Source organism: Paenibacillus sp. UNC451MF (genome assembly GCF_000686845.1).
GTDB lineage: Bacteria > Bacillota > Bacilli > Paenibacillales > NBRC-103111 > Paenibacillus_S.
In genome coordinates this window covers 279,953-296,333 of the sequence record NZ_JMLS01000003.1, presented here as the reverse complement: position 1 = coordinate 296,333, position 16,381 = coordinate 279,953, and the positions used below count along the sequence as shown (strand labels likewise).

Genomic DNA, 16,381 nt, shown 5'->3' with positions numbered 1-16,381 from the left:
CCTTACCATAGTCCGTTTTCGCCCAGAGCTTTGATGATTTTGTTAACACTAACGACCAGAATAAGGCCGATCACTGATTGGAACAGCCCCAGTGCCGTCGTATAGCTGTATTGGGAGCCAACGAGCCCCACATTGTACACGTACGTACTAATAACGTTTGATACCTCATAAACAGCTTTGTTTTGTAAAATAAATATGTGCTCAAAGCCAACATCCATCATCTGACCGACTCTTAAAATAAGCAAGATCGCAATCGTGCTGCGAATACCCGGTAAAGTTACATGCCAAATTCGTCTTATCTTGCTCGCACCATCGATTTTTGCCGCCTCGTATAATTGCGGATCGATACCTGCCATCGCAGCCAAGTATAGAATCGTCCCCCAGCCAGCACTCTGCCAAATCCCAGATAAAATGAACACGATCGGCCACCAGAAATTGCTTGCCATGAAGTAAACGGGCTCGATGCCGAGCAGCTTGATTACGGTGTTCACGATTCCTGTTGAAGGCGACAATAGAGCGATGACGATACCACCCAATACGACCCAGGAAATAAAATGAGGAATGTAGAGCAAATTTTGTATGGTTCGTTTATACCACTCAATCCGCACCTCATTCAGTAGTATGGCAAGAACAATGGGAACCGGAAAAGCAAATACAATGCTGTACACGTTGAGCAGCAGCGTGTTTTTCAATACGTTGAAAAAATCCGGACTTGTGAACAATCTCTCAAAGTGCTTGAGCCCAACCCACTTGCTCCCCCAGATGCCGTCGGCAAAACGATAATTTTTGAATGCGATGATTTCTCCGAACATCGGCGCATATTTGAACAGAAGATAATATGCCAAGATGGGCAGCAGCAGCAAATACAAGTACTTATCCCGTTTGATATATTTCCACATCGCCTTCATCCTTCTTGCCAATACGGACTGCGTGACTCCTGTTTGACTTGTGACGTCACCGATTTGCGAATTCATAGTTCCACCTCCCCTCTTTTTTTTGCTTCTGCCGATTCACCGTTATCGTATACGCTGCACGTGTTGTTTGAATATATTCCGTTTTTAGGTTCTGCACTTTTTTTAAGCTGGGGTTTGATTTTGTTCGATACACCGGTTTTAATCCATTCACCTTTTTTAAGCTGAAGGATGTTCCCTGTATTCACCTGGGGTTTGCCCTGTATACTTCTTGAATATTCGAATAAAACTTTGAGCATTGTTATAGCCAACTTGTTCCGCAACCACCTGAATTTTCAGCTTCGGATCCTTCAGCAGCTGTTTCGATTTTTCCATCCGAACTTGTATCAGGTAATCCATGAAATTCATCTCCATCGTTTCTTTGAACATCTTGCTTAGATAAGGAACGCTTAATTTGAAATCGGAAGCGATCAGGTTGAGTGACAAATTGCTATCCATGTAATTTTGCTCCAAATAAGCAATGATCTGATGAACCGTATCGCTTGGACTCCTGTTCTCCCTTTTCTCCTCTGTTCGTACGATCAGCTCATGAAGAAACAGAGAAATATAGCTTCGGATTTCGTCTACATTGGCACATGAATCTATGCGATGATAAATATTCTCCTTCGGATCGAGAAATTGCTTGATGTCGAGCCCTTTGTCCGAAATCGCTTTGATGGACTTCATAATCAATTGGATGCACATTTGCTTGATCATTTCCGGCGGCGCATTGCTCTTGATGGTCTCAACAAACAGCTTTTCGAGCTGGCTTTCCAGCTTCACTTTATCCGTATCACGGATCAAACCGACAACCGTATCGCTCATCGCCCAAACCCTGTAAAATTTATCGTTGTGGTTACCTGCAATATCATCAATGGAAATAACCGTGTTATCACCCATAATCAGCTTGTATTTCACCGCATTCTGCGCTTCCCGATACGACTCATGAATCCCTTCAAGATCGAGATAGGAACCCCCGACGCCGATGGTTACGGTTTGTTTAAAATGCGCGGCAACATAGTTTCTCACTAGATCAGCTATTTGAAGCGCCTGAATCTGATTATGCTTCGGATCGTCTTCCTCGAAGCTCATGATGACGGCGACAATTCCGTCGCTTACCTCCACTGACACCCCTTTACAGACGCCGGCTACCAGTTCATCCGCCACGTTACTGATTGCATAGGTGAACAAGTATACATCGCGTGGAGAAGCAACATGCTGCTTGCGGTCCAGCTCTATCACTAGTACGACGAAGCGGGCTTCGAAGAAATCAATGCCCAAAATGTCAAAATAATTTTTCATCCTGTTATAGCTAGTTTTGTCCGCCATGAGCAAGCTCATAATTAAGCGCCATTTCAAGGCAGGCAAGCTTTCATGCATTTGTTTTTGCAAAGACTCATTGTCAGACATCATTTGCTTGAAAAATTTCTCCAAATACGTCAAATCGTCGGGACGATCCAGCTTCCTTTCTGTAAATGACCGAAAAAACCTCTCCAAAGGACGGAACGTGTAGCTGCTTACCGCATAAACAAGCGCGAGGGCTACTAGAAACATCCCGGAAGCGATGAACAAAAGCACATTGCGAACGAATTCCAGCGGTCGATTCATGACCAGGTTCGGAACTACGCTTATGTATTTCCAGCCATTATAGCTTGACGTTACAAAGAAGGTTGTAAAGCTCCCGTTATGGGTTTCCATCATCGTATAGCCGCTTCCTTGCAGTTTGTCCAGATCGGGAGCGCCCTCGATGCTGCTCAAAGGCTTGTAGAGCTGACTCTTATTCTTAGAGGAAATAATCATGCCCTGGTCATTGATGACCATGGTTTGCCCAAGCCGCTGGTTGTCGACATCTTCCATCAAGTTTGCTATTGTACGCTCGTCGATGTTCACAATGATGGCACCTTTGCGGAATTGCGGATTACTGATCAACGGGAATTGACGAACGAGAGTGATTACGTTTTTATCCAGCTGCAATCCGGAGCTGACCGTTGTTATTTTGCGAGCATCCAGCCACTGGTGGTAGCGCTGCATCTTGTTAAAAGCAGTCAACCAATTCATATCGTAGAAATCCACTTCGTCGGAAAACGTACTGTCCGTCAACAAGCTCTTGTTCTGAAGCGAGTAAAGGTAGAAGGATGAAATATTGCTGTTAGCGTTCATTAACACCTTGAACTTCGTATTGAGTACATTAAAGTGGTTAAACCGCAGATCGTCGTTCGTATACCTTCCGTTTAAGAAGAAGGCCACCTCAGGCTCCTGAATGAAGTTAATCGTATTGGTATCGATTTCCCGCAAAATCATTTCGATTTTCTGTTGAACCAGGTTCAGTAAAGCAATATTCGAATTCTTAAGCTGCTCTTCCAGACTACCTTTGGAGCTAAGATACGATAACCAGGCAGTAGTAGAAATAATCATTAAAAACACAAGGCCATAAATGACCTTAAATCTTGCAGATAAGGTTCCTTTCAACAGCTCCATCTCCCCTGTTACTGTCGGATTAGCGGTACACCCCAATCATATTGAAAGCGGATTCAATCTTAGTTGCAATAATTCGGCATTTCGTACCTGCTTTTACAAAGCATACCATATGCACACTACAACCGACGACATGACTTAAAGAAAAAACTATAACTTAGTAAAACCTTTACCATCCAAACACCTGATAGAGGTTCAGATGCTAAAAAAACCAACCAGAAACATTCTGATTGGTTTTTTTTATAAAATAATTTACTTCTTCATTAATTGTTCGATGTTTTTATTGACCGCCTCTTCCGCTTGACGAAGCGCTGTATTGATATCTACATTATTTTGCGTAACAGCCGTCACTGCATCACCCATCGGCTTGCCCACTGCACTGCTGTCGAGTACATGGAATTTCGGCAGCGGAGCCATTTTATTTTTGAATATAGCATCCAGGTTTTTGCCTTTCAAGCTTTGATAATTCTCACCCAAATGCTTGCGAATCTCCTTATTTGTTTGAACAGGGATTCTTCCTGTCTTGGCAACTTCCGTTTGAACCTCTGGAGATGTAGTCAGGAATTTAATAATTTCGAAAGCTTCGTCCTTATATTTTGTTTGGGAAGAAACCATAAGAATATGAGCGTCCACTTTGGCCCCTACACCCGGCTTATCCTGGAAGGTTGGTGTGGAAACGATATCCCAATTCCCGGGACTACCAGCTTTTGCGGCCTCTTCCATTTTTGTAACGACATCCGTCCACCAGAAAGAATACATGGCCAAATTCCGGTCTTTAGTAAAGGCATCCATCGCCTTCATTTTTGGATCTATATTAGGAATAGAGTTAATATCCTGCAGCAAGGTCAGAACCTTACGATAACCGTCACTGTTCACCATGGCTTTGTTAGTAGCCGGATCAATCTTCTGCAAGCTCAATTGGCTTCCGAGTGTGTCCCAGCTTCCCGGGTTCAAGCCTTGGTAATTAACTCCTCCATCACTGCGGGTAAGCTTGCGAGCTAGCTCGGTAGCTTCGTTCCAGGTCATACCATCCTTGGGATAAGGAACACCAAATCGATCAAAAATATCTTTGTTATAAAATAACGCCGTTGTTCCCATGTAAAATGGAAGTGCTACCAACTTACCATCACGGAACCCTTTCAAAGCGTCGATTACGACAGGTTCGAAGGCAGACAAGTCAACATTGTTCTGTTTAATCCGATCGTCTATTTCCAAGAGCATTCCGGTATCCGTAAGATTCGGTATGAAGTAAAAGCCAGACAATAAAATATCTGGTATCGTGCCTGCGGCAATCCGATCCGTAATTTCATTTCCTTTAGCCTTCTCGCTTCGTTCCAACGTTACACTAGGATACTTGGCTTTGACCGGTCCGGCAATAAGCTTTTCAAAATCATCCGGGGACATAGGCACTTCCGTAAATACACTGAGTGTAATTGGATTGGTCCCGATTTTACTTTTTGCTTGCTCAGGCTGTACAGGTGCTGCCTCTTCTTGTTTGGCACATCCCGCTCCAATCCCCATTGTTAGCATTAATGCCAACGTACTTGCAACCCATTTCTTGTTCATGTGAATCACTGTCCCCTCATTTTTATAAAACTCTTTATTCGCAACTCACTTTTTGCCTACAACAAATTAAGCGTTTACATTTTGAATGAAAACACTTTGATTTTTGACAAGCAATATCCTGAAAAATAAACCCACATCTTACTTGACTTAACCATCTCCTCATATTTGCAACCCTGTATGTTGGCGCTTTCATTATTCTACATTATTTTTCTTATAATCTAGATGTCTATAGTTAACTAAAATTTGTATTAAACTAACCTTTAGAGCCTAAGTGTAAAAAGAAAACCCCGGAACAAGAAACTTCCGAGGCTTGTGACTATTATAAATTCAAAAGAAAGCTACTAAGAAATTGGTTCACCCAACCCGTTATACCACTGAACATGATTCAATCGAATCGCATTGTTATGCGAATTGTTGTGACCGATAATCCGCACGTAGCGGGCAGATGTCCTCGAGAATTGCAGCTTCTCCTGTTCTCCGTCGCTTACACCGGTTAATAGCTCGATCCAGTCCACTCCATCCATTGAGGATTCAATAGAGAACGAGTACTTCACTTCATTTCCCATGGGTAACAAAACCACGGCTCCCCCTACCTCTTGGATCTGTCCCAGATCGTATCGAATCCATTCTCCATCACCATAGGAAATCCATTGCAGCGAAGAATCCTCGTTTAATGTATTTCCTGGAATTTTACCGTGTGAATGCCCTTGAGGTGGCATCGTCATATTTTTCTCAAAACGGCTTGCCGCAACTTTGAACAGCTGAGCTATTTGATGGAGTACATGTTCATTGTTAAAAGAAGCCGTATCCTCTTTGTAATCAGACAATGCAATAACCCCTTGTTCATTCTGATACAAGCTTTTCCTGAAAAGCTCAGCCGCCTCGTCAGCACGAAGATACAGATTATTTTGCCGCTCAATAGGAATAAATGGAACGATGCTCTCTATCCCTTCTTGCATGACCATACAGCTCCCAGCACGAAGGGTCAGTATTCGATTATCGTCTCGGATTTGAATTTCATTCTCTTTAGTCTGGGTTGATGCAAGCCCTAATCTCTCAGCTAAACTCCGAATAGGAACATAATATACGCCATCGCGTTCAAAAGGGCAAACCTCACGCTGATTGACATCCAGCTTCATGCGCCAATTGCCCACGAAGATATCACTGCTTCCCGCTCGCAGTATCCACAAGTGCTTCTCAGCGTCCCAAGGAACCGTCTCCAGCGTGGCAAACTGATCGCGAGCCTGAAATAGAGGAATACCCTCGTTTCTTTTATGAATCACCCATTGCGGCCCTACATCAAATTCGTTCAAAAGACCTTGAAAGGATAATGGGACTGCTTCAGCACAATACTTGAAATCTCCATCCTTCAAAGTCTCTAAAGATAGCTCGGAATGAACGAATCCTTCGGGCAGTATTTCTTCATTATTATGTAGGCTCACTTTATTGTCAGCATACCGGTTCGATGCAAATTCAATATTCATCACACTCGGATCTTGCTGAGCAAAAGTAAGGGACTCTCCACGATCCTTGACGATTACATTGTCGGTGATAACGTTACGCTCCGGAAGCAAAATACGCTGCTTGGAAGGCCAGGCTGATTTATATCCGATGCCCATATCCAGATCAAGACCGTGGTTATAGATCAGTTGATTGTGTGTAATGACATTATGCTTGGACCAGTTGTACACAGGGACACGTCCTAAAGGGGTTCCTTGACGAAGCACCGGCTTCCATTCATCTGTTAAAGGCTCGTCGATATACTCCCCTGACATCACACTAAGCGCGAAGCCTTGAAGATTGGATAAATAATTGCCCCGCACCACATTATCTTCTCCTGTTACGCGGATTCCTTTCGTTCCTCCTACCGAGCCGCCCAGAAAGAAGTTCCCTTCCACGACCGTATTATGCCCGCTTCGGATAACGAGTCCTCCGATAGAGTCCTTAAATGTATTGTTCCGGATGACATCATGATTGGATTTGATCGAGATAACCTCTTCACACTCGCCATCGGCTCGCTCGAATAAATTATTCTCAATAATGACATGTTCTCCACCTGCGCTTCCCGGCTCTCCGTCGCTTCCGATTCCCATCACCTGAATGATTTCCAAACCATTTATGCCATAAGCCGGGATATCTACAAAATAGTTCGTATGAATCCTATTATGGTTTGAATATTTCATGCTTCTCATCAACTGTCCCGCATACAGCTTTCCTTTGAAGTAACAATGATCCACTTCATGATGGGAACCATCAATAGTGACCCAAAATGTTTTAATGTCTGCTGTGACCGGGTGGCAATCAATAATGGCTGAGTTCGTCAAGCGGCAATGCTTGGAATCAGGAAGAAACCGAATGATCGTAATGCTGCCGTTGATTCCTGGCTGTATCCCCTCCTTGAAGAACAATCCATCAACAACCAGATGTTCTCCGAAAAAAGTAAGCGTTGATGCTCCTGTAAGAACTACTTCTCCAGGGGTTTCTGCTTTTAGTGTGATAGGATCGGTTAAGGTTCCTGAGATGTCGAGATCCAGTTGAAGATCGGTCCAAACCCCATTATTTAAAATTAGAGTGTCACCAGGTAGTGCTTCTTTAATCGCCGAATAAAGGCTTTCCTTGGTATTTATTATGAGTTGACGACTCACAAACAGGCCTCCCTTGAAAGATAATGGTCATAAAAAAGTCCTGGCTGGCATACCAGGACCGAGTACAGCCTAATTTTTCGTTAAACGGATTACAGCGCCTCCATTAACTCTTAATGCCAAATGCAGTGAATCCGCTTTTGTTAATGTTTCCGTTCGAACCGTAATGTCCGTAGAATGCTTGAAACGGTAATGATCTAGAGGACCGAATACTTCTTCATAAATTTCTGCATGGTAGGAGACATCCTCTTCAAGGAATCGAAGATCTACATGGCTGGTTCTTCCTCCAGCAGCACAAATAGCTCCAATGTACCAATCGTCGCCGTTTCGTCTTGCCATCGTGACATAACGCCCCGGATACCCTTCCAGCAGAAGTGTTTGATCCCAAGCAGCGGGTACCTGTGACAAGAACGGCTTGCCAGCACTCTCGCGATAAGCTTCTATCGAATCAGCAAAGTTTTGCACGGCGGATTCAAAAATGACCGATAAGGCGATTTGATGGCAATGCCCTGTACGAGTTACCCTTGATAGCGTGACTGGCGTATAATCCATCGCACCAATGACATTGCGAGTAAATGGAACCGTGCAGTTATGAACCGCGTTCGGACCCTCGTTCAAATCGTTCTTCCAATACTCGGCACCGAGAATACCTTCCCTCGTCATAACATGAGGCCAATGTCTTTGTTCTCCCGAAGGCTTGGTTGAGCCGTGATAGTTAATCATCAGCTTATTGTCCATTGCAACCTTTGCAATCATATCATATACCTGAATTCGCTCTTGTGAATCGCTGTCGAAGAAATCGACTTTGATCCCCTTAACTCCCCAGTCCGCCCATAATGCAAGCTTGCTTCGGCATTCCTCTTCATCCTTAATACGCTTATAGTGCGTCCACAGCCAGATGCCTACTCCTTTGGATTCGGCATAGCGGACTAACTCAGGCACATTCGTCGTGCTTTCCTCCCTGTCCCAACCGCCATCCACGAGTGAGTATTCCCACCCCATCTCTGCTGCAAAATCAACGAATTGAACCTGCTTCGCATGGTCCTTACATGATTGACTGTCGGAGTGCCACGACCAAGCGGAGCGGCCAGGGCGAACCCATGACGTATCTTCCAACTCTGATGCTGGATTGAGATTGAAGACAAGCGTAGATTCAACTATTGAAGCAAGCGTTGATCCTATAATCGCCGTTCTCCAAGGGGTCGCAAAAGGCGCATTTGTCAGATTAGGCCCCGTCTGATCTGGTGCGAAAGCAAGCTCGAGCGTACGCGATTTTGTACTGCTTACCTTCAAGTGAGATGCACAGTAAGTACCGTACACAGACGCTTCTGTCAACAATACCCATCCGTCATTTCCTAATTGAAACAGCATCGGGAAAGCATAATCGACCTCATCCATTGTCTCTAACATACCAAGGTCATATGTACGCTCGTAACATTCCATCCATTTTTGCGACCAGACATTGACTAATGGCTCTTGCGGGAAAACGAATTCGGTTGGTTCTGCTGCGATTTCCAACACACCGTCCCCGGGGAGCTGGTAACGAAAAGCTATTCCATCATTGTAAGCACGGCAAATGAGTTGAAGCACATGCCCGTTTTTTATAAAGAAAAGCGTCAATTCGTTAGCATGATTCACATAATCTCTAGTCTTGCCATGCGGAAGGGTATAAGACTCGTTAATGACAGCTGATAGTTTCCGACTAAATGTCAGTCCTTCCGTAAAGTCCTCCTGCTGTGTAACTATCCCTAATGAAGAACGATCCAGAATGACTTGTCCCTGTCTAAGTACACGATACTGCACCGTTCCCAACTCAGTCATCTCCACATGGAACTGGATGCTTGAATCCGGTGAACTTAGTGCCCAGTTTAGTTTGGAATTCGTTTCAATCGATTGTTTCATGATGAGCTAACTCTCCCCTTTTCAATTAGATCAATCCAATAACCATAAGCAAAGGAATGCAGCCTATCTCATTAGTTCTCATCCTATGCCAAATCACAAACCATCTCAATGCTACAAACTCACTTGTTTTTGTACCAAACTAACCTCATCTTCCTGCATTTTAAGACGCCCTCTTTTCTTCCAGCGAATAGCTACCAGAATGCCTCGAATACTTTCATCCATAATCATAGCCATATAGATGCCGACGATTCCCCATCCCAAAGCAATTCCAAAATAATATGAGCATGCTGCAGCAACCAGCCACATGGAGCTCATATTGGTTACCGCGGTGAAACGGGTATCGCCGACTGCGTTTAGTGAGAATGCAAATGCTTGATTAATCATTTTCAAGGGCTGAAGAATGACGTTCACCGCAAGCAAGGGTACTGCAATCTTTAGCACTTCGGCATCCGACGTAAACCAACCAAGCGCAGTCCGGCCGACAAGCCACAATAACAGTGAGGTAACAAGTACATAAGCCAATCCGGACCATAGTGCAGCGAAAGCGCTGCGGTAGCACGCTTCAAAGTTTCCCGCACCATATAAATGCCCGACACGAATTTGCGATGCCATGGCAACGGACATGCCTACAAGCCAAGGCAGCGATTGAATGGTGTTCATATAAGTAAAAGAAGCTAACGAAGCTGCTCCCATGGACGCCACCATCGCGAATATTATGGCTTGTGAATAGTTCCACGATGCGGCATTAATGGACATAGGCCATCCAATACGCCACACTTCCTTCACAAGCTTCATGTCGAATCCCTGCCAATCTCTTTTAACAAATCCCGGATTGAACGCTCTGTACAGAACTATAAGACTGAAAACAAGCGCTATCGTGCGGCTGATGACCGTGGAAATGGACACCCCGAAGATACCCCACTCCGGAAATCCGAAAGCCCCGTAAATGAAGACATAATTCAACAGTAGATGGATTATATTCATTCCCATAACGATAAGCATAGGCGCTCGTGTATTCCCCGTATTACGAATAATGGCTGATGTCGCCGTATACAAAGAAATCACAATCGTATTCGATCCTACAATGCTCAAGTAAGTCGCCGCCAAAGGAAGCACTTGCTCTGGCGCTTGCATGAAGCCTAGCATCCACTCGGCGTAAACAAATAAAAACAGACTTAATATGGCTCCTACTACCAAATTAGCTTTCACCGTTATAGCTGCTGTGCGACGCGCTTGTTCTACCAGCCCTGCCCCCAGCTTTTGGGCGATAACGATACCTGCTCCAGAGTTAATCAGGGTAAACATTACACTGGTCGCATTCAATATTTGATTAGACAACCCGACTGCTGAAGATGCGTAATCTGAAATATGGCTAACCATCAGTGTATCAACACTACCCATTAGAAACTGCAGCAGCATCTCGACAGCTATTGGCCATGCCAAATACCATAAAGACAATTGTTTCTTTTCTGCCATTTCTCCGCGCTCCTTTTGTCTTTAACAAACCTCTCCAGTATAAAGAGGTCCAGATTGATTATACATAGCGATTATTCACCTTTTTTTGTCGTATACTCGGCTTGATATTGCCGCTTTAATGCAGTAATGTGAGATTGATGTATAATAAAGATGTCTGTGAAGCAAAACTACAGCTGCAAAATTGGAATCCTAAAGGAGTGGTGATCGATGATTTATCGCAGTTTTGGTCGTACAGGATGGCAAATATCCGCAGTAGGGCTTGGCACTTGGAATATTGGCAACCAATGGGGTGACGTTGACGATGCAACCGCCTTCGCTACAGTACGTGCGTCGATAGATCAAGGAGTTAATCTGTTTGATACCGCAGAATCCTACGGAATACCTAATGGATTGTCTGAACAGCGTCTTGGTAAAGCGTTAAGCGGAGAAAGGCATCAATCCTATATTGTTTCTAAAATAGGCAACTTCGGTAAAAGAACCGGACAAGGGGTACCATTAACAACCCCTGATATGATCCGTCTGTGCGCCCATGCATCACTTCATCGGCTGAGAACGGATTGGATCGATGTCATGCTCTGCCATATCGGGGACATTCAGGACCCATCTGTCTTCTTGGAAGGCTTCGAAATCTTAAAGCAAAGCGGAGAAATCCGGGAGTACGGAATATCGACTAACAATCTGGAGGTTCTCAAGCGCTTCAATGTCAATGGAACTTGCCGGGTTGTTGAAGCAGACTATTCATTAATTAACCGTGAACCGGAAAAAGAGTTTCTCCCTTACTGCGAGGAGAACGGTATCGCTGTACTTGTACGCGGGCCTTTGGCTATGGGACTCTTGTCGGGCAATTATACTGAGGAATCTGTATTTACAGATAGCGTTCGCAGCGCATGGAATGTTGATGGAGCCGGTCGTAAGCAGTTCGAGGAACGGATTCGTAAAGTCAGCGGGATCAGGAGTGTATTAGAACATGGTGAAGACATGGCGGAAGCTGCACTGCGCTTCGTCATTTCACGTCCTTCGGTTGTCGCGATTCCAGGTGCTAAATCTCCGGAGCAAGCCGTTCAAAATGCGCAAGTCGGGAATCAATTGTTTACTAGAGAACAGATGATGAGATTTGCTTAAATAAACACTTATTAATGACAAGTATAATTAACTATATTAACTATTTTCTTAACCGACCAGGTTACCTGCCTTTGCATATTCCTTCGCTCTAATGGTATAATTGGAAAAAAATGATAGATCAAGAGCGGAGCTAAGCAAGGAAGTTAGTTATTTCAAAAAAATATCCAACCCTTGCCCGGAAACGGTCAAGGGTTTTTGTTTCCTTCGGGAAAAAGTTCTGGTGGGGGTCATAAATGATGAGTAAAGGTAACCGTTCTTCAATCGTTGCTGCATGGATTAGCTTGGTTAGTAACGTCGCCTTGACGATGATCAAAATCATAGTCGGTCTATTGACCAACAGTCAAGTGCTCTTGGCTGACGGAATCCACAATGCGGGAGATGTTATAGCAACCGCCGCATCGCTGACCTCGATGAATATATCGAAGCGTCCTGCAGATGAGGATCACCCTTACGGTCACGGCAAGGCGGAAGTATTAAGCTCTGCTTTTGTCTCCATCATTCTGGCTATCGCCGCTCTGTACATTGCCTATGAGGCGGTAATGGCTTTCTTCGAGGAGCCGAGGAAAGCGAGCTATATCGCCTTAATTGCAGCACTGGTCTCCTTGATATGGAAGCAGGTACTTTATGCTTATACCATTCGAATCGGCAAAAGAGTGAACAGCAAAGGCTTGATGGCAACGGCTTACGATCACCTTGCCGACGTCTATGCTTCTATAGCTGCAGTGGCCGGGATCGGGCTCGCATTGATCGGAGAAAGGTTCGGACTTCATTATTTAGCTTACGGCGATCCCCTCGCGGGTATCATCGTCTCTATCCTCGTGATGAAGCTGGCCTATCACATGGGACAGGAATCGTTCGACGTACTGATGGAAAAAGCAGTAGATCACGCACAACTGGATGAATACGCATCTTTGATTCGCTCGGTCCCTGAGGTCAAGAGAATTGACCGTATTAGAGCCAGAGAGCACGGACATTATGTCCTAGTCGACGTTCGGCTCAGTATTCCCGGGCAAATGACCATTCAAGAAGGACATGATATTTCCCGCAAAATCAAACAAACGATTATGGATAAGCACCCTAACGTTGATGAAGTGCTTATTCATATCAATCCTTGGTACGAAGCCTAAATCAAAGGAAAAAGCCATCCTCAGGATAACTTCCCATGGATGGCTCTATTTTTTTCAGAAGCTAGACTGTTCTTACCAGAACTGCTTGGTATGCCCCTTTAATCTGCTTAACCCCTCGACGTAAAAATAATCGCCGTAGATCAGCGGCACATCCATATTTTTTTGCTCCGGATAATGGCTTGTTCCGTGCAAAATCAAGCCCTCTTCGTTCTCATTATCCCAAGCTCCATAATTGGTGTATAAGGAATTTAGAATCGCTTCGCCCGCTTTAAAGTAAGAAGCTCCCTCCAACGGAGAAACCAGATCGGCAAGCAATAGAAGTCCGCAAGCCGCGCAAGCTCCTGCTGAGGAGTCACGGTACTTGGCAATGCCTTCAGGAAGTCTGAAATCCCACAACGGTACATGATCTTCAGGAAGCTGGGAGATAAAATAATGAGCAACCTGCTTCGCCGCATTCAAGTATTTCTCTTCCCCTGTATGCTGGTAGCTCAATGCCATTCCATACAGTGCCCAGGACGTTCCACGGGACCACCCTGACTCCGGCGCAAAGCCTTGTCCTCCCAAGGCTTCTACTCGTTCGCCAGTGTGTTCATCGAATCTGACAATATGATAGACGGATCCGTCAGGGCGAATGAAATGCTTCAACACGGTGTCGGCATGCTCTTGAGCCAAATGCTTGTATCTTGGGTCACCTGTGACTTCAGATGCCCAATATAGAAGCGGCAAGTTCATCATGCAGTCGATAATGACCCAGCCCGCATTGTTCTCCCCTTCTTTCCAAGGATTCCATGCGCGAATAAAATTCCCTTTCACATTAAACCTCGCAGCTAGCAGATTCGCAGCAAGAAGTCCGCGACGTTTGGAATCATCCGCTTGCAGCAGCTTATAGCGAGCTACACTGGTTAATGTCCACATAAAACCGATGTCATGATCTAGCTTGTAGTAGTCTGTTATAACGGAATCCAGTTGATCTTCACATTGCTCTGCCAATGCTTTAAAGTTATCATTCTTCGTATCGCGGTATAGCAACCACAACAAGCCTGGCCAAAATCCTGCGGTCCACCAAGAAGCAGGTTCAAGAACATACGTTCCATTTACACTAGCGTGCGGAAACTGTGCTCCAATACGTTGGCTCGTTTTGCTCACTTTATCAACAGTATCCTGCCATGCTTGATCTACCCAAGGACCTTTTACAATTACACTCATTATTGAGTCCTCCTACACTGTTTTAAATTCAAAAATAAATTGTGCCGAGCATTGCTGTTCCAGCTGCAGCAGCTTGAAGTCAATAGCATATACGACCTTTACAGCACCGAAGTGATCGGTGTATTCCAGCTTCTCAATGTGCGGCTGTAGAAGAGCCGAGTCAAAGCGAATATGCAAACGCTGCTCCGCACCCGCTATATACAGATCATCTCCAGAGAAGGTAGGCTCGATCATTGTTATAAATCTCTCCACAATCTCTGTTGGGGCTTCCGTAAAATCAAATGTATCTAACAGCAGTAATTGCGGCAGTTCCTTCTTAGTCCATGTGAAGCTGCGAACCAAATGTCGAAGCTGAGGTTCATCATAAGCGCCTGATAAATCCAACTGCATTTTCTCCATGTTCGCTTCCGTTGTAACCTGCAAATCCGTAGCCCGGTGATCTGATCCTGGCTGCTGCAGCCTTCCGTTCAAGATAGGCACTGAGTGCCCGCGGGAGCTGTTGCACAAATACGTATAACGCTCAGGTCCGAAGTACTCCTTCGTATACATCCCGCAGCCAAGATCGGCGAGAAACGTTTGGCCTTGTGAGTGAACTATAAATTGACCAACATCATTATGATTATGCGGCTCGTTATTATGCCCACCCTTGGCCGCGAAGCAGTAAGTGCCATTCTCGTTAACATATCTTGAAACGAGCCATTGTGCATCCTTTAGATAATAAGAGGCAGTGTCCCACGGCCCTCCGGTAATTGCTTTTTCCTCACGAAACCATAGAATATTGCGTAGTGCAGTGGCCCAGCGGTTACAATGATCTTCCGTGTAGCTCGTCCGCAACGAGAAATCAGGAATAACTACATCCGGATAAATCCGGTTCAAATAATGGGTCAATCCCATGTGAATGCGCGCTTCCGGAGTAGAATCAGAGAAGTTGACGACGGCTGTTCCACTCATGAAGCATTTTTGTTGGAACAAGGCAATGCGATGGATCTTCTCATCCGAGAATAAATTGATGGACCCCGCCGTTCTTTTCTTTAGCAAATCAGCGAAGAAGACGAAAAATCCAAAACCGTAGTACCAATAGCCATAGCCTTCCGTCGTCGCCCCGTCTTCTTCAAAGCCCTTCAGGTAGCAGTTCATCGTCCCGAGAACCTTTTCCAGAATGGCAGCCAAATCTTCTTCGTTTTTCATAAGGTGAAGAGCAGCGGCCCCGATCGAGCCTGCACAGACTGCAGCCCAGTTGTGAGTCGCCTTTTCCCAATGGAAAGGTCCTTGATGAATATAAGGCCAAAAAATTCGTCTATACAGTTCATGAATGATTCGATTACGCAGCAGACGCGGCAGCTTATGCTCCGTCAAACGCAGCACTTCGCTTAGAGCAAATCCGGTCTCAGCCGAAAACAAATCAATAATATGTGCGTTCCCCTGTAGATCGGCGGACGGAACTTGCAGTGAATACGAGCTTTCCCCGGTAGTTTCGGGTGTGTTCCCTACATGAGCAGGCAGACACCACGTATATTCATTACAAATAGACCAGATTGTTTCCTCGAGCGCTTGCAGATAATCGGAACGTTCAGGTTCCAATAGCGTCATAATAGCAAACGTGTTCAGTCTTTTTCTCATTTCAAAGTACACACGTTCATACTCGAGTCTCGTACCGCTTTCCGCGAATATGCGGAATAATGTGAACGATCGCTCTGGATCTTGCTGTCGAAGCAGCTTTTCCGCTTCTTCACGAACTTCGTCTACCATCGGTCGGTAGGACTCCGACTGCCTCACCATGCTCCACCATGCCTGTTGATCTTCTTCATGCAGCAATAACAAGGATGCGTCTAATGATGGATTGTCCAACAATAGCTTTATTTCATTACGGTTCATAATGCGCCTCCGTAGTGTATAGATTACTTTCTCTATCATA

10 protein-coding genes are annotated in these 16,381 nt (G+C 45.0%); 2 read left to right on the top strand and 8 right to left on the bottom strand.

The features are described 5' to 3' along the window. Positions 1-2: 2 nt before the first annotated feature. The 6 genes from BP97_RS0106815 to BP97_RS0106785 all read right to left on the bottom strand — a co-directional run bounded on the left by BP97_RS0106815 (position 3) and on the right by BP97_RS0106785 (position 11,011). Positions 3-974, bottom strand: coding sequence for an ABC transporter permease (locus tag BP97_RS0106815; RefSeq protein ID WP_081823965.1), 972 nt, complete (start codon positions 972-974; stop codon positions 3-5). Positions 975-1,130: 156 nt separating this feature from the next. Continuing rightward, positions 1,131-3,419 carry a helix-turn-helix domain-containing protein gene (locus BP97_RS0106805; protein WP_197035418.1) on the bottom strand — a complete coding sequence of 763 codons (2,289 nt, stop codon included), beginning with the start codon at positions 3,417-3,419 and terminating at the stop codon, positions 1,131-1,133. Positions 3,420-3,677: 258 nt separating this feature from the next. Further along, a complete protein-coding gene (locus BP97_RS0106800) occupies positions 3,678-4,991 on the bottom strand; it encodes an ABC transporter substrate-binding protein (RefSeq protein ID WP_028548421.1) in 1,314 nt (437 codons plus the stop codon). A gap of 341 nt (positions 4,992-5,332) precedes the next feature. Then, a complete protein-coding gene (locus BP97_RS0106795) occupies positions 5,333-7,636 on the bottom strand; it encodes a chondroitinase-B domain-containing protein (protein ID WP_028548420.1) in 2,304 nt (767 codons plus the stop codon). Positions 7,637-7,705: 69 nt separating this feature from the next. After that, positions 7,706-9,535, bottom strand: coding sequence for a glycoside hydrolase family 97 protein (locus tag BP97_RS35530; RefSeq protein WP_051620421.1), 1,830 nt, complete (start codon positions 9,533-9,535; stop codon positions 7,706-7,708). A gap of 111 nt (positions 9,536-9,646) precedes the next feature. After that, on the bottom strand, positions 9,647-11,011 hold the full coding sequence (locus tag BP97_RS0106785; RefSeq protein ID WP_028548419.1) for an MATE family efflux transporter: 1,365 nt from the start codon (positions 11,009-11,011) through the stop codon (positions 9,647-9,649). 207 nt (positions 11,012-11,218) lie between these two features. Here BP97_RS0106785 and BP97_RS0106780 point away from each other — a divergent pair, with 207 nt between their 5' ends. Both BP97_RS0106780 and BP97_RS0106775 read left to right on the top strand, forming a co-directional pair. After that, a complete protein-coding gene (locus BP97_RS0106780) occupies positions 11,219-12,133 on the top strand; it encodes an aldo/keto reductase (RefSeq protein ID WP_028548418.1) in 915 nt (304 codons plus the stop codon). Between the two features lie 236 nt (positions 12,134-12,369). Beyond that, entirely contained in the window at positions 12,370-13,260 is an 891-nt protein-coding gene (locus BP97_RS0106775) for a cation diffusion facilitator family transporter (RefSeq protein WP_028548417.1), read from the top strand. Positions 13,261-13,332: 72 nt separating this feature from the next. Here the strand turns inward: BP97_RS0106775 and BP97_RS0106770 are convergent, their stop codons facing one another. Both BP97_RS0106770 and BP97_RS0106765 read right to left on the bottom strand, forming a co-directional pair. Continuing rightward, entirely contained in the window at positions 13,333-14,466 is a 1,134-nt protein-coding gene (locus tag BP97_RS0106770; RefSeq protein ID WP_028548416.1) for a glycoside hydrolase family 88 protein, read from the bottom strand. Between the two features lie 12 nt (positions 14,467-14,478). Next, entirely contained in the window at positions 14,479-16,341 is a 1,863-nt protein-coding gene (locus BP97_RS0106765) for a heparinase II/III family protein (RefSeq protein WP_028548415.1), read from the bottom strand. Positions 16,342-16,381 lie beyond the last annotated feature (40 nt).